The 20,980-nt window shown below is 55.1% G+C and carries 9 protein-coding genes, 4 tRNA genes and 6 rRNA genes; 8 read left to right on the top strand and 11 right to left on the bottom strand.

What is annotated here, in order from left to right; translation table 11 throughout:
- The first annotated feature begins 4 nt into the window (after positions 1-4).
- The 8 genes from E2K99_RS19865 (at position 5) to E2K99_RS19900 (ending at position 7,927) form a co-directional block, all read left to right on the top strand.
- The gene (locus E2K99_RS19865; RefSeq protein ID WP_121043912.1) at positions 5-655 is read left to right on the top strand and encodes an amino acid ABC transporter permease; all 651 of its coding nucleotides are present in this window, start codon (positions 5-7) and stop codon (positions 653-655) included.
- Entirely contained in the window at positions 639-1,373 is a 735-nt protein-coding gene (locus tag E2K99_RS19870; RefSeq protein ID WP_034333235.1) for an amino acid ABC transporter ATP-binding protein, read from the top strand. Before E2K99_RS19865 ends, E2K99_RS19870 begins: the two co-directional genes overlap by 17 nt.
- A gap of 69 nt (positions 1,374-1,442) precedes the next feature.
- The gene (locus tag E2K99_RS19875) at positions 1,443-2,249 is read left to right on the top strand and encodes a transporter substrate-binding domain-containing protein (protein ID WP_039786863.1); all 807 of its coding nucleotides are present in this window, start codon (positions 1,443-1,445) and stop codon (positions 2,247-2,249) included.
- A gap of 93 nt (positions 2,250-2,342) precedes the next feature.
- Positions 2,343-3,878, top strand: a complete 1,536-nt coding sequence (locus E2K99_RS19880; protein WP_134223313.1) for a UxaA family hydrolase — start codon at positions 2,343-2,345, stop codon at positions 3,876-3,878.
- 240 nt (positions 3,879-4,118) lie between these two features.
- A complete protein-coding gene (locus E2K99_RS19885) occupies positions 4,119-5,294 on the top strand; it encodes a fumarylacetoacetate hydrolase family protein (protein WP_134223314.1) in 1,176 nt (391 codons plus the stop codon).
- Positions 5,295-5,310: 16 nt separating this feature from the next.
- Entirely contained in the window at positions 5,311-6,075 is a 765-nt protein-coding gene (locus tag E2K99_RS19890; protein WP_039786858.1) for an SDR family oxidoreductase, read from the top strand.
- Between the two features lie 223 nt (positions 6,076-6,298).
- The gene (locus tag E2K99_RS19895; RefSeq protein WP_134223315.1) at positions 6,299-7,213 is read left to right on the top strand and encodes an SMP-30/gluconolactonase/LRE family protein; all 915 of its coding nucleotides are present in this window, start codon (positions 6,299-6,301) and stop codon (positions 7,211-7,213) included.
- Positions 7,214-7,372: 159 nt separating this feature from the next.
- Positions 7,373-7,927 (top strand): acyloxyacyl hydrolase, encoded by a 555-nt coding sequence (locus E2K99_RS19900; protein ID WP_121043921.1) that lies wholly within the window; start codon positions 7,373-7,375, stop codon positions 7,925-7,927.
- Between the two features lie 571 nt (positions 7,928-8,498).
- Here the strand turns inward: E2K99_RS19900 and rrf (E2K99_RS19905) are convergent.
- From rrf (E2K99_RS19905) to E2K99_RS19955, 11 genes are all read right to left on the bottom strand, one after another.
- Positions 8,499-8,611 (bottom strand): 5S ribosomal RNA (rrf, locus tag E2K99_RS19905).
- 139 nt (positions 8,612-8,750) lie between these two features.
- Positions 8,751-11,622: ribosomal RNA gene (locus tag E2K99_RS19910) — 23S ribosomal RNA — on the bottom strand.
- Between the two features lie 279 nt (positions 11,623-11,901).
- Positions 11,902-11,977 (bottom strand) — tRNA-Ala (locus E2K99_RS19915).
- A gap of 7 nt (positions 11,978-11,984) precedes the next feature.
- A tRNA-Ile gene (locus tag E2K99_RS19920) sits at positions 11,985-12,061 on the bottom strand.
- A 117-nt stretch (positions 12,062-12,178) separates the two neighbouring features.
- A 16S ribosomal RNA gene (locus E2K99_RS19925) occupies positions 12,179-13,711 on the bottom strand.
- Positions 13,712-14,248: 537 nt separating this feature from the next.
- Positions 14,249-14,361, bottom strand: a 5S ribosomal RNA gene (rrf, locus tag E2K99_RS19930).
- 139 nt (positions 14,362-14,500) lie between these two features.
- Positions 14,501-17,372 (bottom strand): 23S ribosomal RNA (locus E2K99_RS19935).
- Between the two features lie 292 nt (positions 17,373-17,664).
- A tRNA-Ala gene (locus E2K99_RS19940) sits at positions 17,665-17,740 on the bottom strand.
- Between the two features lie 7 nt (positions 17,741-17,747).
- Positions 17,748-17,824 (bottom strand) — tRNA-Ile (locus E2K99_RS19945).
- Between the two features lie 117 nt (positions 17,825-17,941).
- A 16S ribosomal RNA gene (locus E2K99_RS19950) occupies positions 17,942-19,474 on the bottom strand.
- Together the 16S, 23S and 5S rRNA genes with 4 tRNA genes alongside form the textbook arrangement of a ribosomal RNA operon.
- Before the next feature lie 658 nt (positions 19,475-20,132).
- Positions 20,133-20,909, bottom strand: coding sequence for an enoyl-CoA hydratase (locus tag E2K99_RS19955; RefSeq protein WP_134223316.1), 777 nt, complete (start codon positions 20,907-20,909; stop codon positions 20,133-20,135).
- Positions 20,910-20,980: the final 71 nt, after the last annotated feature.

The following is a 20,980-nucleotide window of genomic DNA, read 5'->3' on the forward strand; positions in this document are numbered from 1 at the left end:
CGCGATGAACGCATTCAGTTTCCTGCACGTGGAATACCTGCTGCAAGCCGCCGTCTGGACCGTGGTGCTGTCGCTGGTGGCCTTCGTCTTCGGCGGCGTGGCCGGCTTCGTGATCGCCCTGTGGCGGGTCTCGCCCAATGCCCTGCTGCGGGGGATCGCCAGTACCTACATCCAGGTGGTGCAGGGCATCCCGCTGCTGGTGATCCTGTTCGTGGCCTACTTCGGGCTGGCCATCGCCGGCTTCAAGCTCACCCCGCTGGTGGCGGCCGGGATTTCCTTTGCGATCTACTGCGCTGCCTTCCTCGGCGAGATCTGGCGCGGCTGCATCCAGGCGGTCCCCAAGACCCAGTGGGAAGCCTCGGAATGCCTGGGCTTCAACCGCTTCGAGCAGCTCACCAAGGTGATCCTGCCGCAGGCGGTCAAGATCGCCACGCCACCCACCGTGGGCTTCATGGTGCAGATCGTCAAGAACACCTCACTGGCCTCGGTGATCGGCTTCGTCGATCTCTCGCGCGCCGGCCAGATCATCAACAACTCGACCTTCCAGCCGTTCACCGTGTTCGGCTGCGTCGCACTCATCTATTTTTGCCTGTGCTTCCCGCTGTCTGCGCTGTCCAAGCACTTTGAAAGGAAATTGAATGTCAGCCATCGTTAAGATCAATGATCTGCACAAGAGCTTCGGCAGCAACAAGGTATTGAACGGCGTTTCGCTGGATGTGCAGAAGGGCCAGATGGTGGCCATCATCGGCAAGAGCGGTTCGGGCAAGAGCACGCTGCTGCGCTGCCTGAACGGTCTGGAGAAAGTGGATGGCGGCAACATCCATGTATGCGGACATGATATTCATCATCCGGACAAGCTGAACCTGCGCGAATTGCGCAAGCAGGTCGGCATCGTCTTCCAGAGCTACAACCTGTTCCCGCATCTGACGGTGGAGCGCAACATCACGCTGGCGCTGACCACCATCAAGAAGATGTCCACCGAGGAAGCGAAGAAGATCGCCCACAAGGTTCTGCAGCTGGTGGGCCTGGAGAACAAGAAGGAAGCCTACCCCGAGCAGCTCTCGGGCGGCCAGGCGCAGCGCGTGGCGATCGCCCGCTCGCTGGCGATGGCGCCGGAACTGATGCTGTTCGACGAAGTGACCTCGGCGCTGGATCCGGAACTGACCGCCGAAGTGCTGAAGGTCATGGAAGACCTGGCCCGCGGCGGCATGACCATGGTGCTGGTCACGCACGAGATGGCCTTTGCCCGCAAGCTGGCCGATGTGCTGGTGTTCATGCACCAGGGCCAGGTGTGGGAGATCGGCCCGCCCGACGAACTCTTCAGCAATCCGAAAACCGCCGAGTTGCAGAAGTTCGTATCAAGCGATCTGTAAAAGATCGCCTATCCATCTTGTATGGATTTTGTTTTCAGCAGCATCCCTACAATCACCCAGGAGACATCAATGAAAAAACTGTTCAACTTCACCAGGAAGGCCGCCGCCGTCGTGCTGGGCCTGGCTTGTTTTGCCCAGGCCGCACATGCCGACGCCCTGGCCGACATCAAGGCGCGCAAGAAGGTGCTCATCGCCATCGACCTCGGCGCGCCGCCCTTCGGCATGACCAACGCCAAGCTGGAGCCGCAGGGCTCGGATGTGGAAACCGCGCGCCTGCTGGCCAAGGACATGGGTGTGGAACTGGAGATCGTGCAGGTCACCGGCCCCAATCGCATTCCCTTCCTGATGACCGGCAAGGCCGACATGGTGATCTCGTCCTTCTCGATCACGCCGGAACGCCAGAAGGTGGTGGCCTTCACCCAGCCCTACGGTGCCTCGCAGTTCGTGGTGGCCGCGCCCAAGGGCGAGAACATCAAGGGCCTCAATGATCTGGTCGGCAAGCGCGTGGCCGTGGTTCGCGGCAACATGCAGGATTCGCTGCTGACCCCGCTGGCCCCCAAGGGAACCAACATCGTGCGTTTCGATGACGATGCCACCGTGACCGCGGCCATCATCTCGGGCCAGGTCGATGCACTGTGCACGCCCAATTCGCTGGCCTCGGCCATTGCCAAGCAGAACCCGTCCAAGAACCTGGAAACCAAGTTCGCCATCAAGGACATTCCCTATGCCATCGGCCTGCGCAAGGGCGAGCCGGCACTGGAAAAGTGGCTCAACGAATGGATCACCGCCAACCTCAAGAATGGCAAGCTGCCCGGCATTTACCAGCAATGGGTAGGCAGCCCCATGCCTGACCTGGCGCAGTTCGCGCCCAAGTAAGACCGTCGTTTCCGGCATGCCGCGCCAGCCAGCGCGGCATGCGCCCGCCGCCTGAGCGGCCAGCCTGCAGCATCCACGTTCTCCGAGACCAACATGAAAGCCAACTCTCCCGTCATCCGCCTGAACCCGGTCGATGATGTCGTCATCGCCCGCCAGCAGCTCATCTCCGGCACCGTGCTGCAGGACGAAGGCGGCCTCAAAGTCCAGGGCCTCATTCCCGCCGGCCACAAGATGGCGACCCGCGCCATCTCTGCGGGCGAGCCGGTCAAGCGCTATGGCCAGATCATCGGCACGGCCAGCCAGGACATCGCGCCCGGCCAGCACGTGCACACGCACAACCTGGCCATGGCCGAGTTCTCGCGTGAACACCATTTCGGCGCTGACGTGAAGCCGGTCGACTTCGTTGCCGAGCCCGCCACCTTCATGGGCATCGTGCGCCCCGATGGCCGCGTGGCCACGCGCAACTACATCGGCGTACTGACCTCGGTGAACTGCTCGGCCACCGCGGCACGCGCCATCGCCGATTACTTCCGCCGCGACATCCATCCCGAAGTGCTGGCCGACTATCCCAACATCGATGGCGTGGTGGCCCTGACCCACGGCCAGGGTTGCGCCACGGATTCGCAAGGCGAGCCGCTGCAGATCCTGCGCCGCACGCTGGCGGGTTACGCCACGCATCCCAACTTCGCTGCGGTGCTGGTGGTGGGCCTGGGCTGCGAGACCAACCAGATCTCGGGCCTGATGGAAAGCCACAACCTGAAGGAAGGCGAATACTTCCACACCTTCACCATCCAGGGCACCGGCGGCACCGCCAAGACCGTGGCGCTGGGGATCGAGAAGATCAAGAAGATGCTGCCCAAGGCCAATGACATCAAGCGCGAGCCGGTGTCGGCCAAGCACCTGACGCTGGGCCTGCAGTGCGGTGGTTCGGATGGCTATTCGGGCATCACGGCCAATCCGGCGCTGGGTGCGGCAGTGGACTTGCTGGTGCGGCATGGCGGCACGGCCATTCTTTCGGAGACGCCGGAAATCTATGGCGCCGAACACCTGCTCACCCGCCGCGCGGTATCGCCGGAAGTCGGTGAGAAGCTGCTGGCCCGCATCGCCTGGTGGGAGGAGTATTGCGCCAAGAACGATGCCGAGATGAACAACAATCCTTCAGCGGGCAACAAGGCCGGTGGCTTGACCACCATCCTCGAGAAGTCGCTGGGCGCGGTCGCCAAGGGCGGCACCACCAACCTGGTGGATGTCTACAAGTATGCGGAGACGGTCACCGCACGCGGCTTCGTCTTCATGGATACGCCGGGCTACGACCCGATCTCGGCCACCGGCCAGGTCGCCGGAGGGGCCAACATGATCTGCTTCACCACGGGCCGGGGTTCGGCCTATGGCTGCGCACCGGCACCGTCGCTCAAGCTGGCCACCAATACTGCGCTGTGGCAACGCCAGGAAGAAGATATGGACATCAACTGCGGCGAGATTGCCGACAGCAATGTCACCCCGCAGGAGGTCGGTGAACGCTTCTTCCAGATGATCCTCGATACGGCATCGGGCAAGAAGACCAAGAGCGAGCTGCATGGCTACGGGCAAGACGAATTCGTGCCCTGGCACATCGGCGTCTACACCTGATGCTGATGCAGATCATCAAGGCCTGGCTGCGGCTGGGCTAGTGTTATCCGCAGTGGTCCGTAGTGCGCCGGTCCAGAGCGCGCACTACGGACTGCCGGCCAAGCATCCTTGCCTTCGGGCATCCACGGGGACGAGGATGTTTCGCCCGCAGTGAGTCTTCCCCCTTGCAGAACACGACATCGTGGCGACGCCCGCTTCCCGAGTCATCCGGGTCCGCCTCCAACATAAGGAATCAAGAACATGGCACACACTTATTCGCTTCAGGCCCACCTGCCTGAAGATCACGCGCAGGCCACGCTGATCGGCCGCCTCTGGCAACCCGGCGTGGGCCCGGTGCTGGTGCGGATCGACGCCGACGGTGCGTATGACCTCACGCTCATCGCGGCCACCTCCAGCGAATTGCTGGAACTCGACAACCCGGCCGCCGCCGTGCGAGCCGCCACCAACATGACCCGCATCGCGACCTTGCAGGAGTTGCTGGACAATGCCGATGCCGCCCATCGTGATACCTCGCGCCCCTGGCTGCTGGCCCCCATCGACCTGCAGGCCGTCAAGGCCAGCGGCGTGACCTTCGTGGCCAGCATGCTGGAGCGCGTAATCGAGGAACAGGCGCGCGGTGACGCCGGCAAGGCGGAATCGGTGCGCAAGGCGATCACGGCGGTGATCGGCGACAACCTCTCCAGCGTGGTGCCGGGCTCGCCGGAAGCCGCGCGCCTGAAGGAAGTGCTGCTGGAGCAAGGCGTGTGGTCGCAGTACCTGGAAGTGGGCATCGGCCCGGATGCGGAAATCTTCACCAAGGCGCAGCCGATGTCGTCGGTGGGCCTGGGCGATGAAGTCGGTATTCACCCCAAGTCGGCCTGGAACAATCCCGAGCCGGAAATCGTGCTGGCCATCAACAGTCGTGGCAAGGTGGTCGGTGCGACCCTGGGCAATGATGTGAACCTGCGCGACTTCGAAGGCCGCAGCGCCCTGCTGCTGGGCAAGGCCAAGGACAACAATGCTTCCTGCGCAGTCGGGCCTTTCATTCGCCTGTTCGATGCAAACTTTTCAATTGACGATGTGCGTCGCGTCGAACTTACAATGCGGGTCGATGGTACGGAAGGCTTCACGCTCAAGGGCAGCAGCTCGATGTCCATGATCAGCCGCGATCCGCTGCAGCTGGTGGAGCATGCGATCGGTCCCAATCACCAGTATCCGGATGGACTGGTACTGTTCCTGGGGACCATGTTCGCACCGACCCAGGACCGTTTTGGTCCCGGCCAGGGCTTCACCCACCAGGTCGCCGACATCGTGACGATCTCCACCCCCAAGCTGGGAGCGCTGGTGAACACCGTGAACTTCAGCGACCAGACCGCACCGTGGACTTTCGGGCTCACCGCGCTGTACAAGAATCTCGCCAATCGCAAACTCGTTTAATCGCAAAGGAACAAGCATGTCCGCATCCACTGGCCGCCTCGCCGGCAAGACCGTCCTCATCACTGCTGCGGCCCAAGGTATTGGCCGCGCCTCGACTGAATTGTTTGCGCGTGAAGGCGCTCGCGTGATCGCTACCGATATCAGCAAGACGCATCTGGAGGAGCTCGCCTCCATCGCTGGTGTGGAGACACATCTGCTGGACGTCACCGACGACGACGCCATCAAGGCGCTGGTGGCCAAGGTCGGCACCGTCGATGTCCTCTTCAACTGCGCCGGTTACGTGGCAGCCGGCAACATTCTGGAGTGCGATGACAAGGCCTGGGATTTCTCCTTCAATCTCAATGCCAAGGCCATGTTCCACACCATCCGTGCGGTGCTGCCGGGCATGCTGGCCAAGAAGGCCGGGTCGATCGTCAACATCGCATCGGCCGCATCGAGCGTGAAGGGTGTGGCCAATCGCTTTGCCTACGGTGCCTCCAAGGCGGCCGTAGTGGGGCTGACCAAGTCGGTGGCGGCGGACTTCGTCTCGCAGGGCATCCGTTGCAATGCGATCTGCCCGGGCACCATTGAATCGCCTTCGCTGAACCAGCGCATCAGCACGCAAGCCAAGGAGACCGGCAAGAGCGAAGACGAAGTCCGCGCCGCCTTCGTGGCCCGCCAGCCCATGGGCCGCATCGGCAAGGCCGAGGAAGTGGCGGCACTGGCCTTGTACCTGGCATCGGACGAGTCGAACTTCACTACCGGATCGATCCACATGATTGATGGTGGGTGGTCCAACTAAGCAGGGGATGGGATGATCGTTCGAGGGTCTCGCATCAGGACGATGCGGATGATACGAACGGTCCGCCAGATCAGGACGGCATGCTGCGCGCATGCCGTTTTTCTTTTGGCGCGCTGTGCGCTGATCCTCCTGCTGGCGTGAGGGATGTTGCGGATCAGGTTTATCAAACCAGATCCGCGCGGCATAATGAGCGCTTACTCATTCCTGCTTACAGGCAAGCTCCATGTCCCAGGCATCTCCCGCATTGACTGCTGACACCTTCACCACCGTTTCTCCCGAACCGATGCTGCTGGGCGAATCGCCCCTGTGGCACGCGGAGGAAGCAGCACTCTACTGGATCGACATTCCCGGCAAGGCCGTCCACAAGCGCGTACTGGCCACGCAGCAGCACCAGCGCTGGGACATGCCGGAAGAACCCGGCAGTATCGTCAAGCATGCCCAAGGCGGGCTGGTGGTGGCGTTGCGGTCGGGCATGTTCCATCTCAATACTGGCAATGGGGCGCTGACGGCGCTGCTGGAAGCGCCCTACGATATGGCACGCATCCGCTTCAATGACGGGCGCTGCGATGCCTCCGGCCGCTTCTGGTGCGGCACCATCTATGAGCCGCGTGATCGCGATGGCGGCACCTTGTATTGCTTCGAGCGCAATGCCTTGCGTGATGCGCATCATGCCGTGGTCACCTCCAATGGCGTGGCGTTCAGCCCGGACCAGCGCCTGATGTATCACGCCAATACGCCGGCCCACCGCATCAACGTCCATGACTATGATCTGGCTACCGGCCAGACCAGCAATTGCCGTCTGCTGCGCCAGTTCGACAGCGACAAGACTGCGTCCGATTACGGCGGACGTCCGGATGGTGCCGCGGTCGATAGCGAAGGAGCGTACTGGTGTGCGATGTTCGAGGGAGGGCGGGTGTTGCGGCTGTCGCCACAGGGCGAGATCCTGCAGGAGATCCGCGTGCCGGCGCGCTGTCCGACGATGGTGGCGTTTGGGGGCGAGGATCTGCGCACGCTCTTCATCACGACCGGACGCAATGGCCGCAGCGAGGCGGAGCTTGCCCAATATCCGCTGTCTGGACATGTGCTGGCCATTCGCGTGGAGGTGGCGGGAAGACTTGAGTACAGCTATCGCCCATGAGGCTGCGCGCCGTCTGTGGTAAGGACGCGGCACAATATTTCACGCGAGTATGCATTTGTGATGATTATGAGAGAATATCGCGTCCCCGCGGCTGCCCTTGCGCCGCGCCGAATACAAGCAAAGATCCTTCAAAACCATTTACGCGCTGAAAGAGAATCCATGACTAAATTGAAGAGCCTGGTCGCCAAGATCGCTTTTGCTGGCGTCGCCGCCATTGCCATCCAGTCGCCCAGCTACGCCATCGACGGCATGTCGCTGGAGTACGGTACCGGCAACAACACTCAGCTGGCCCGTATCGGTGCCCAGTTCAACTGGGGTCCGAACTGGAATTTCTGGCAGTCCAACGGCACCCACGTCGGTGGTTACTGGGATCTGTCGCTGGCCAACTGGCGCATGAACCACTACAACAACACCAATGACAGCGGCAACCTGATCGACCTGGGCCTGACCCCGGTGCTGCGTTTCCAGCGCGATGACGGCAAGGGTTTCTACGGTGAAGCTGGTATCGGCGTGCACCTGTTCTCCAAGCTCTACCGCAACAACGACAAGGTGCTGTCGACCGCCTTCCAGTTTGGTGACCATATCGGTGCCGGCTATGTATTCAGCAATGGCCTGGACCTGGGCATCCGCCTGCAGCACTTCTCCAACGGTGGCATCAAGCAACCCAACGGCGGCGTGAACTTTGCCGTGGCACGTGTGGCTTACAAGTTCTGATGATCTGAGCTTGTACTGCTGAAAATGAAGAAGCCGGCTTTGCCGGCTTTTTTATTGTCTGTTGTTTTGAGAGAGGGTCGCGAGTGGCGAATGACTGCTGTTGCATATCAGGGGGGACTGACCTGCTCCTGAATGTTAGATTTTTGCCTGTGCATAAATTAACTGCTACTGGGGTTGTTGGCGCAGGCTGTGTATAAATCTAAGGTTTGGATTTCCCGGAGTGCCTTATTACGGGTGTTTGCGGTCAATTGACCTTTCAGATCCTAAATGTCTGTGTATAAGAAAATGCACAGAGACCGAGCGCAGAGATTTCCGTCTGTGAATAAAACTAAGAATAGACGTTGAATGCCAGCAGGAGGATATAACGGCAAAAAGGTCTCGCTCGCGCAGCTTGAAGCTGCCCTGCACCACGCAGCGGCGAGAATGAACGCAGATTATCGATCCTCGGACCGTTCGAAACTTTTTACTCCAATCGAGCCGTCTTTCGCATCGACCGCGTTGTAATCATAAATCGAGCGCACAAAGCAAAAACCCTCGCTACTTGCGTAACGAGGGTTCTTGGGGATAACAAGCCTGACGATGACCTACTTTCACACTGGTTGCAGCACTATCATCGGCGCGAAGTCGTTTCACGGTCCTGTTCGGGATGGGAAGGGGTGGTACCAACTTGCTATAGTCATCAGGCATAACTTGTAAAGTCAGTTGCTCTCGATGGAGCAGCAACTAACCCAAACTGGAAGAAGTATTTAGTAGATTCTTGGGTGTGATGCACTAGGGCAAACACAATATATGCTCAACTTGTCTATAACAGAGCTAATGTTATAGGAACAAGCCGCACGGGCAATTAGTATCAGTTAGCTTAACGCATTACTGCGCTTCCACACCTGACCTATCAACGTCCTGGTCTCGAACGACCCTTTAGGGGAATCTAGTTCCCGGGAAGTCTCATCTCAAGGCGAGTTTCCCGCTTAGATGCTTTCAGCGGTTATCTCTTCCGAACTTAGCTACTCGGCAATGCCACTGGCGTGACAACCGATACACCAGAGGTTCGTCCACTCCGGTCCTCTCGTACTAGGAGCAGCCCCCTTCAAACTTCCAACGCCCACGGCAGATAGGGACCAAACTGTCTCACGACGTTTTAAACCCAGCTCACGTACCACTTTAAATGGCGAACAGCCATACCCTTGGGACCGGCTACAGCCCCAGGATGTGATGAGCCGACATCGAGGTGCCAAACTCCCCCGTCGATATGAACTCTTGGGAGGAATCAGCCTGTTATCCCCAGAGTACCTTTTATCCGTTGAGCGATGGCCCTTCCATACAGAACCACCGGATCACTATGTCCTACTTTCGTACCTGCTCGACTTGTCAGTCTCGCAGTTAAGCACGCTTATGCCATTGCACTATTAGCACGATGTCCGACCGTACCTAGCGTACCTTCGAACTCCTCCGTTACACTTTGGGAGGAGACCGCCCCAGTCAAACTGCCTACCATGCACTGTCCCCGATCCGGATAACGGACCAAGGTTAGAACCTCAAACAAACCAGGGTGGTATTTCAAGGTCGGCTCCACAGAAACTAGCGTTCCTGCTTCAAAGCCTCCCACCTATCCTACACAGATTGGTTCAAAGTCCAATGCAAAGCTACAGTAAAGGTTCATGGGGTCTTTCCGTCTAGCCGCGGGTAGATTGCATCATCACAAACATTTCAACTTCGCTGAGTCTCGGGAGGAGACAGTGTGGCCATCGTTACGCCATTCGTGCAGGTCGGAACTTACCCGACAAGGAATTTCGCTACCTTAGGACCGTTATAGTTACGGCCGCCGTTTACTGGGACTTCAATCAAGAGCTTGCACCCCATCATTTAATCTTCCAGCACCGGGCAGGCGTCACACCCTATACGTCCACTTTCGTGTTTGCAGAGTGCTGTGTTTTTATTAAACAGTCGCAGCCACCATTTTATTGCAACCCTTTTGTCCTTCTGGCGCAGGCCAGTCAAACTACTTGGGCGTACCTTATCCCGAAGTTACGGTACCAATTTGCCGAGTTCCTTCTCCCGAGTTCTCTCAAGCGCCTTAGAATACTCATCTCGCCCACCTGTGTCGGTTTGCGGTACGGTCTCGTTAGACTGAAGCTTAGAGGCTTTTCTTGGAACCACTTCCGATTGCTTCGCGAACAAGTTCGCTCGTCTCACACCCTTGAATTACGCTGCCGGATTTGCCTAACAGCCTTCTTCGATGCAAAAACCGACTATTCCAACAGTCGGACAACCTTCCGCGATCCGTCCCCCCATCGCATCTAACGACGGTGCAGGAATATTAACCTGCTTCCCATCAGCTACGCATCTCTGCCTCGCCTTAGGGGCCGACTCACCCTGCTCCGATGAACGTTGAACAGGAAACCTTGGGCTTACGGCGTGCGGGCTTTTCACCCGCATTATCGCTACTCATGTCAGCATTCGCACTTCTGATACCTCCAGCATCCTTTACAAGACACCTTCACAGGCTTACAGAACGCTCTCCTACCATATCCTTACGGATATCCGCAGCTTCGGTGACTGGCTTAGCCCCGTTACATCTTCCGCGCAGGACGACTCGATCAGTGAGCTATTACGCTTTCTTTAAAGGATGGCTGCTTCTAAGCCAACCTCCTGACTGTTTTAGCCTTCCCACTTCGTTTTCCACTTAGCCAATCTTTGGGACCTTAGCTGGCGGTCTGGGTTGTTTCCCTCTTGACGTCGGACGTTAGCACCCGGCGTCTGTCTCCCAAGCTCGCACTCATCGGTATTCGGAGTTTGCAATGGTTTGGTAAGTCGCGATGACCCCCTAGCCATAACAGTGCTCTACCCCCGATGGTGATACTTGAGGCACTACCTAAATAGTTTTCGGAGAGAACCAGCTATTTCCAAGTTTGTTTAGCCTTTCACCCCTATCCACAGCTCATCCCCTAATTTTTCAACATTAGTGGGTTCGGTCCTCCAGTGCGTGTTACCGCACCTTCAACCTGGCCATGGATAGATCACTTGGTTTCGGGTCTACACCCAGCGACTGAACGCCCTATTCGGACTCGATTTCTCTACGCCTTCCCTATTCGGTTAAGCTTGCCACTGAATGTAAGTCGCTGACCCATTATACAAAAGGTACGCAGTCACCCCTTACGAGGCTCCTACTGTTTGTATGCACACGGTTTCAGGATCTATTTCACTCCCCTTCCGGGGTTCTTTTCGCCTTTCCCTCACGGTACTGGTTCACTATCGGTCGATTACGAGTATTTAGCCTTGGAGGATGGTCCCCCCATGTTCAGACAGGATTTCACGTGTCCCGCCCTACTTGTCGCAAGCCTAGTTCCACACCATCGATTTCGCATACGGGGCTATCACCCACTATGGCCGGACTTTCCATTCCGTTTTGCTATCGTTGATGCTAAATCTTGCAGGCTGATCCCATTTCGCTCGCCACTACTTTGGGAATCTCGGTTGATTTCTTTTCCTGTAGCTACTTAGATGTTTCAGTTCGCCACGTTCGCTTCGTTACCCTATGTATTCAGATAACGATGACCTTACGGCCGGGTTTCCCCATTCGGAAATCTGCGGATCAAAGCTTGTTTGCCAGCTCCCCGCAGCTTATCGCAAGCTACTACGTCCTTCATCGCCTGTAATCGCCAAGGCATCCACCATGTGCACTTATTCGCTTGTTCCTATAACGTTAGCCTCTTTTGCAAGAGCGTTATATGAAGCGTTGAGTTTTAGCGTTTGCCGTATTCCAAAGTAAGTCTTCTAATTGCTAAGATCACTTCGTAATACTTTGATTGATACAATCACACCCATTTTTACTTTCGCAAGAACCGAAGTCCTGGCGATCGTTTAAATGAATCTTTACTTCTTCCAGATTGTTAAAGAACAAAAACAGCCATTGATCGTAAAAGATCAAACCTAAATCGCTACGTCATACACGCTGACTTAGGTTTGACATTTCTTGGTGGAGGTTGACGGGATCGAACCGACGACCCCCTGCTTGCAAAGCAGGTGCTCTCCCAGCTGAGCTAAACCCCCGAAACTTTGGTGGGTCTGGTTGGGCTCGAACCAACGACCCCCGCGTTATCAACACGGTGCTCTAACCAGCTGAGCTACAGACCCGCTTGGATCAGTATCAGTAGCCAGTCAGTGACCTGTGTCACGGACCGTGCTTCACCAAATAACTGTTCTTGATTTACAGCCGATAAGTGTGGACGCTTAACTTCGTGCGCACTCTAGAAAGGAGGTGATCCAGCCGCACCTTCCGATACGGCTACCTTGTTACGACTTCACCCCAGTCACGAATCCTACCGTGGTGAGCGCCCTCCTTGCGGTTAGGCTACCCACTTCTGGTAAAACCCGCTCCCATGGTGTGACGGGCGGTGTGTACAAGACCCGGGAACGTATTCACCGCGACATGCTGATCCGCGATTACTAGCGATTCCAACTTCATGGAGTCGAGTTGCAGACTCCAATCCGGACTACGATACACTTTCTGGGATTAGCTCCCCCTCGCGGGTTGGCGGCCCTCTGTATGTACCATTGTATGACGTGTGAAGCCCTACCCATAAGGGCCATGAGGACTTGACGTCATCCCCACCTTCCTCCGGTTTGTCACCGGCAGTCTCATTAGAGTGCCCTTTCGTAGCAACTAATGACAAGGGTTGCGCTCGTTGCGGGACTTAACCCAACATCTCACGACACGAGCTGACGACAGCCATGCAGCACCTGTGTGATGGTTCTCTTTCGAGCACTCCCAAATCTCTTCGGGATTCCATCCATGTCAAGGGTAGGTAAGGTTTTTCGCGTTGCATCGAATTAATCCACATCATCCACCGCTTGTGCGGGTCCCCGTCAATTCCTTTGAGTTTTAATCTTGCGACCGTACTCCCCAGGCGGTCTACTTCACGCGTTAGCTGCGTTACCAAGTCAATTAAGACCCGACAACTAGTAGACATCGTTTAGGGCGTGGACTACCAGGGTATCTAATCCTGTTTGCTCCCCACGCTTTCGTGCATGAGCGTCAGTGTTATCCCAGGGGGCTGCCTTCGCCATCGGTATTCCTCCACATATCTACGCATTTCACTGCTACACGTGGAATTCTACCCCCCTCTGACACACTCTAGCCGTGCAGTCTCAAATGCAATTCCCAGGTTGAGCCCGGGGATTTCACATCTGACTTACACAACCGCCTGCGCACGCTTTACGCCCAGTAATTCCGATTAACGCTTGCACCCTACGTATTACCGCGGCTGCTGGCACGTAGTTAGCCGGTGCTTATTCTTCAGGTACCGTCATTAGTAGTAGATATTAGCTACTACCGTTTCTTCCCTGACAAAAGAGCTTTACAACCCGAAGGCCTTCTTCACTCACGCGGCATTGCTGGATCAGGGTTGCCCCCATTGTCCAAAATTCCCCACTGCTGCCTCCCGTAGGAGTCTGGGCCGTGTCTCAGTCCCAGTGTGGCTGGTCGTCCTCTCAGACCAGCTACTGATCGTTGCCTTGGTAGGCTTTTACCCCACCAACTAGCTAATCAGATATCGGCCGCTCCAGGAGCATGAGGTCTTGCGATCCCCCACTTTCATCCGTAGATCGTATGCGGTATTAGCTAGTCTTTCGACTAGTTATCCCCCACTCTAGGGCACGTTCCGATATATTACTCACCCGTTCGCCACTCGCCATCAGGAGCAAGCTCCTATGCTGCCGTTCGACTTGCATGTGTAAGGCATGCCGCCAGCGTTCAATCTGAGCCAGGATCAAACTCTTTAGTTTAATCTCTGTTTTGTGCCATTTCTGGCTACCCCGAAGGGCATCGCTCTCTCAAAATACTGACAGGTAATTTCTTGCGAACTTACCTATATTTCTTGTGAGCATTTAATATTTAAAGTTTCCAGAACCGAAGTTCTGTCGCACTTCATTAAACGCCCACGCTTATCGGCTGTTAATTTTTAAAGATCTTGTCTGCCGCAAACGCGCCTGGCGCTGTTTGCATCGCTGCGAATCGTTTTGTTCGTCAGCAGCAGAGAAACGAGATTATGTAGCAGTTTGTTTATCGCGTCAACTACTTTTTTGCGATTCGTTTTAAATCTTTTCGTCTCGCTTAACTTCCGCTTTGACTACTTCCATTTAAAACGTACTTCACACTGCTTCATGCCTCTTTGCTTTCCGGTTCAACCTGGTTCGCTTTTCAGCGGTCACCGTTGTTCCGGCCAGCTCGGTGAAGACTCATTCATACTTCAGGGTCTCACACGTATACTTAAAAGCAAAAACCCTCGCTACTTTCGTAACGAGGGTTCTTGGGGATAACAAGCCTGACGATGACCTACTTTCACACTGGTTGCAGCACTATCATCGGCGCGAAGTCGTTTCACGGTCCTGTTCGGGATGGGAAGGGGTGGTACCAACTTGCTATAGTCATCAGGCATAACTTGTAAAGTCAGTTGCTCTCGATGGAGCAGCAACTAACCCAAACTGGAAGAAGTATTTAGTAGATTCTTGGGTGTGATGCACTAGGGCAAACACAATATATGCTCAACTTGTCTATAACAGAGCTAATGTTATAGGAACAAGCCGCACGGGCAATTAGTATCAGTTAGCTTAACGCATTACTGCGCTTCCACACCTGACCTATCAACGTCCTGGTCTCGAACGACCCTTTAGGGGAATCTAGTTCCCGGGAAGTCTCATCTCAAGGCGAGTTTCCCGCTTAGATGCTTTCAGCGGTTATCTCTTCCGAACTTAGCTACTCGGCAATGCCACTGGCGTGACAACCGATACACCAGAGGTTCGTCCACTCCGGTCCTCTCGTACTAGGAGCAGCCCCCTTCAAACTTCCAACGCCCACGGCAGATAGGGACCAAACTGTCTCACGACGTTTTAAACCCAGCTCACGTACCACTTTAAATGGCGAACAGCCATACCCTTGGGACCGGCTACAGCCCCAGGATGTGATGAGCCGACATCGAGGTGCCAAACTCCCCCGTCGATATGAACTCTTGGGAGGAATCAGCCTGTTATCCCCAGAGTACCTTTTATCCGTTGAGCGATGGCCCTTCCATACAGAACCACCGGATCACTATGTCCTACTTTCGTACCTGCTCGACTTGTCAGTCTCGCAGTTAAGCACGCTTATGCCATTGCACTATTAGCACGATGTCCGACCGTACCTAGCGTACCTTCGAACTCCTCCGTTACACTTTGGGAGGAGACCGCCCCAGTCAAACTGCCTACCATGCACTGTCCCCGATCCGGATAACGGACCAAGGTTAGAACCTCAAACAAACCAGGGTGGTATTTCAAGGTCGGCTCCACAGAAACTAGCGTTCCTGCTTCAAAGCCTCCCACCTATCCTACACAGATTGGTTCAAAGTCCAATGCAAAGCTACAGTAAAGGTTCATGGGGTCTTTCCGTCTAGCCGCGGGTAGATTGCATCATCACAAACATTTCAACTTCGCTGAGTCTCGGGAGGAGACAGTGTGGCCATCGTTACGCCATTCGTGCAGGTCGGAACTTACCCGACAAGGAATTTCGCTACCTTAGGACCGTTATAGTTACGGCCGCCGTTTACTGGGACTTCAATCAAGAGCTTGCACCCCATCATTTAATCTTCCAGCACCGGGCAGGCGTCACACCCTATACGTCCACTTTCGTGTTTGCAGAGTGCTGTGTTTTTATTAAACAGTCGCAGCCACCATTTTATTGCAACCCTTTTGTCCTTCTGGCGCAGGCCAGTCAAACTACTTGGGCGTACCTTATCCCGAAGTTACGGTACCAATTTGCCGAGTTCCTTCTCCCGAGTTCTCTCAAGCGCCTTAGAATACTCATCTCGCCCACCTGTGTCGGTTTGCGGTACGGTCTCGTTAGACTGAAGCTTAGAGGCTTTTCTTGGAACCACTTCCGATTGCTTCGCGAACAAGTTCGCTCGTCTCACACCCTTGAATTACGCTGCCGGATTTGCCTAACAGCCTTCTTCGATGCAAAAACCGACTATTCCAACAGTCGGACAACCTTCCGCGATCCGTCCCCCCATCGCATCTAACGACGGTGCAGGAATATTAACCTGCTTCCCATCAGCTACGCATCTCTGCCTCGCCTTAGGGGCCGACTCACCCTGCTCCGATGAACGTTGAACAGGAAACCTTGGGCTTACGGCGTGCGGGCTTTTCACCCGCATTATCGCTACTCATGTCAGCATTCGCACTTCTGATACCTCCAGCATCCTTTACAAGACACCTTCACAGGCTTACAGAACGCTCTCCTACCATATCCTTGCGGATATCCGCAGCTTCGGTGACTGGCTTAGCCCCGTTACATCTTCCGCGCAGGACGACTCGATCAGTGAGCTATTACGCTTTCTTTAAAGGATGGCTGCTTCTAAGCCAACCTCCTGACTGTTTTAGCCTTCCCACTTCGTTTTCCACTTAGCCAATCTTTGGGACCTTAGCTGGCGGTCTGGGTTGTTTCCCTCTTGACGTCGGACGTTAGCACCCGGCGTCTGTCTCCCAAGCTCGCACTCATCGGTATTCGGAGTTTGCAATGGTTTGGTAAGTCGCGATGACCCCCTAGCCATAACAGTGCTCTACCCCCGATGGTGATACTTGAGGCACTACCTAAATAGTTTTCGGAGAGAACCAGCTATTTCCAAGTTTGTTTAGCCTTTCACCCCTATCCACAGCTCATCCCCTAATTTTTCAACATTAGTGGGTTCGGTCCTCCAGTGCGTGTTACCGCACCTTCAACCTGGCCATGGATAGATCACTTGGTTTCGGGTCTACACCCAGCGACTGAACGCCCTATTCGGACTCGATTTCTCTACGCCTTCCCTATTCGGTTAAGCTTGCCACTGAATGTAAGTCGCTGACCCATTATACAAAAGGTACGCAGTCACCCCTTACGAGGCTCCTACTGTTTGTATGCACACGGTTTCAGGATCTATTTCACTCCCCTTCCGGGGTTCTTTTCGCCTTTCCCTCACGGTACTGGTTCACTATCGGTCGATTACGAGTATTTAGCCTTGGAGGATGGTCCCCCCATGTTCAGACAGGATTTCACGTGTCCCGCCCTACTTGTCGCAAGCCTAGTTCCACACCATCGATTTCGCATACGGGGCTATCACCCACTATGGCCGGACTTTCCATTCCGTTTTGCTATCGTTGATGCTAAATCTTGCAGGCTGATCCCATTTCGCTCGCCACTACTTTGGGAATCTCGGTTGATTTCTTTTCCTGTAGCTACTTAGATGTTTCAGTTCGCCACGTTCGCTTCGTTACCCTATGTATTCAGATAACGATGACCTTACGGCCGGGTTTCCCCATTCGGAAATCTGCGGATCAAAGCTTGTTTGCCAGCTCCCCGCAGCTTATCGCAAGCTACTACGTCCTTCATCGCCTGTAATCGCCAAGGCATCCACCATGTGCACTTATTCGCTTGTTCCTATAACGTTAGCCTCTTTTGCAAGAGCGTTATATGAAGCGTTGAGTTTTAGCGTTTGCCGTATTCCAAAGTAAGTCTTCTAATTGCTAAGATCACTTCGTAATACTTTGATTGATACAATCACACCCATTTTTTTGATTCATACAAGGACCGCAGTCCTGGCATTCATCATCAAATGAATCTTTACTTCTTCCAGATTGTTAAAGAACAAAAACAGCCATTGATCATAAAAGATCAAACCTAAATCACTACGTCTTGCGTTTTGCGACGCTGACTTAGGTTTGACATTTCTTGGTGGAGGTTGACGGGATCGAACCGACGACCCCCTGCTTGCAAAGCAGGTGCTCTCCCAGCTGAGCTAAACCCCCGAAACTTTGGTGGGTCTGGTTGGGCTCGAACCAACGACCCCCGCGTTATCAACACGGTGCTCTAACCAGCTGAGCTACAGACCCGCTTGGATCAGTATCAGTAGCCAGTCAGTGACTTGTGTCACGGACCGTGCTTCACCAAATAACTGTTCTTGATTTACAGCCGATAAGTGTGGACGCTTAACTTCGTGCGCACTCTAGAAAGGAGGTGATCCAGCCGCACCTTCCGATACGGCTACCTTGTTACGACTTCACCCCAGTCACGAATCCTACCGTGGTGAGCGCCCTCCTTACGGTTAGGCTACCCACTTCTGGTAAAACCCGCTCCCATGGTGTGACGGGCGGTGTGTACAAGACCCGGGAACGTATTCACCGCGACATGCTGATCCGCGATTACTAGCGATTCCAACTTCATGGAGTCGAGTTGCAGACTCCAATCCGGACTACGATACACTTTCTGGGATTAGCTCCCCCTCGCGGGTTGGCGGCCCTCTGTATGTACCATTGTATGACGTGTGAAGCCCTACCCATAAGGGCCATGAGGACTTGACGTCATCCCCACCTTCCTCCGGTTTGTCACCGGCAGTCTCATTAGAGTGCCCTTTCGTAGCAACTAATGACAAGGGTTGCGCTCGTTGCGGGACTTAACCCAACATCTCACGACACGAGCTGACGACAGCCATGCAGCACCTGTGTGATGGTTCTCTTTCGAGCACTCCCAAATCTCTTCGGGATTCCATCCATGTCAAGGGTAGGTAAGGTTTTTCGCGTTGCATCGAATTAATCCACATCATCCACCGCTTGTGCGGGTCCCCGTCAATTCCTTTGAGTTTTAATCTTGCGACCGTACTCCCCAGGCGGTCTACTTCACGCGTTAGCTGCGTTACCAAGTCAATTAAGACCCGACAACTAGTAGACATCGTTTAGGGCGTGGACTACCAGGGTATCTAATCCTGTTTGCTCCCCACGCTTTCGTGCATGAGCGTCAGTGTTATCCCAGGGGGCTGCCTTCGCCATCGGTATTCCTCCACATATCTACGCATTTCACTGCTACACGTGGAATTCTACCCCCCTCTGACACACTCTAGCCGTGCAGTCTCAAATGCAATTCCCAGGTTGAGCCCGGGGATTTCACATCTGACTTACACAACCGCCTGCGCACGCTTTACGCCCAGTAATTCCGATTAACGCTTGCACCCTACGTATTACCGCGGCTGCTGGCACGTAGTTAGCCGGTGCTTATTCTTCAGGTACCGTCATTAGTAGTAGATATTAGCTACTACCGTTTCTTCCCTGACAAAAGAGCTTTACAACCCGAAGGCCTTCTTCACTCACGCGGCATTGCTGGATCAGGGTTGCCCCCATTGTCCAAAATTCCCCACTGCTGCCTCCCGTAGGAGTCTGGGCCGTGTCTCAGTCCCAGTGTGGCTGGTCGTCCTCTCAGACCAGCTACTGATCGTTGCCTTGGTAGGCTTTTACCCCACCAACTAGCTAATCAGATATCGGCCGCTCCAGGAGCATGAGGTCTTGCGATCCCCCACTTTCATCCGTAGATCGTATGCGGTATTAGCTAGTCTTTCGACTAGTTATCCCCCACTCTAGGGCACGTTCCGATATATTACTCACCCGTTCGCCACTCGCCATCAGGAGCAAGCTCCTATGCTGCCGTTCGACTTGCATGTGTAAGGCATGCCGCCAGCGTTCAATCTGAGCCAGGATCAAACTCTTTAGTTTAATCTCTGTTTTGTGCCATTTCTGGCTACCCCGAAGGGCATCGCTCTCTCAAAATACTGACAGGTAATTTCTTGCGAACTTACCTATATTTCTTGTGAGCATTTAATATTTAAAGTTTCCAGAACCGAAGTTCTGTCGCACTTCATTAAACGCCCACGCTTATCGGCTGTTAATTTTTAAAGATCTGTCTGTCGCAAATGAGCTTGGCGCTGTTTGCATCGCTGCGAATCGTTTTGTTCGTCAGCAGCAGAGAAACGAGATTATGTAGCAGTTTGTTTATCGCGTCAACTACTTTTTTGCGATTCGTTTTAAATCTTTTCGTCTTCGCTTTTGCTACCGCTCGACTACTTCCATTTAAAACGCCTTACACCCTGCGTCACTACTCCTTGCTTCGCCGACATCCGTCGCTCTGTTTTTCAACTTCACTTCGTGTGCCGCGTCAGCAGGGGGCGAACTATAGCAACCCACTACATGCCGCGCAAGCACTTTCGAAAAAATCTCGAAAATAATACAAGTGCAGTGCTTCGCCATCAACGCCAAATTCCCGCAAAACCCTGACTGGCAGCGATTTCCGCTGGATATGAATAAATAGTAAATCATTCAGAAAAAAGGGCCGCCCTGACGGGCGACCCTTTCTTCTCCATGGAAAGAGAAATGATCAGGCGTTCTTGAACACCGCCGGCCGCTTTTCCAGGAAGGCCTTCATGCCCTCCTTCTGGTCCTCGGTAGCGAAGCAGCTATAAAAGAGCGCGCGCTCATACTTCATCCCCTCGGACAAGGTGGTCTCGTAGGCACGATTGACCGAATCCTTCACCATCATCGCCACCTGGCGCGGCATCTCGGTAATGGTCACCGCAGCCGCCATGGCTTCTTCCATCAGCTTCTCCGCCGGCACGATGCGCGACACCAGCCCGGCACGCTCAGCCTCCTGTGCATCCATCATGCGGGCCGTCAGCGCCAGGTCCATGGCCTTGGACTTGGAGACCGCACGCGGCAGGCGCTGCGTACCGCCAGCGCCCGGGATGATGCCCAGCTTGATCTCGGGTTGCCCGAACTTCGCATTGTCGGCCGCGATGATGAAATCGCACATCATCGCCAGCTCACAGCCACCGCCCAGCGCATAGCCCGCCACTGCGGCAATCACCGGCTTGCGGATGCGACGCAGGGTCTCCCAGTTGCGTGTGATGAATTCCCCATTGAAGACATCCATATAATCAAACCCGGCCATCACACTGATATCAGCCCCCGCCGCGAAGGCCTTCTCACTGCCGGTGACGATGATGCAGCCGATCTCTTCCTGAGCATCGAAGGCCAATAATGCCGTTCCCAGCTCGCTCATCAGATCGTCGCTCAAGGCATTGAGCGCCTTGGGACGGTTCAGGCGGATCAGGCCGACCTTGTCATGGGTCTCGACCAGGATGTTTTCATAGCTCATAGTGGGTCTCCTTCTTATGAATGAATCGGCAATCCGCCCGGGCGTGGCAGCAACCGGCACGGCGAACCGCA

It is taken from the genome of Herbaspirillum huttiense (assembly GCF_004367745.1).
In the GTDB taxonomy this organism is placed as follows: domain Bacteria; phylum Pseudomonadota; class Gammaproteobacteria; order Burkholderiales; family Burkholderiaceae_D; genus Herbaspirillum; species Herbaspirillum huttiense.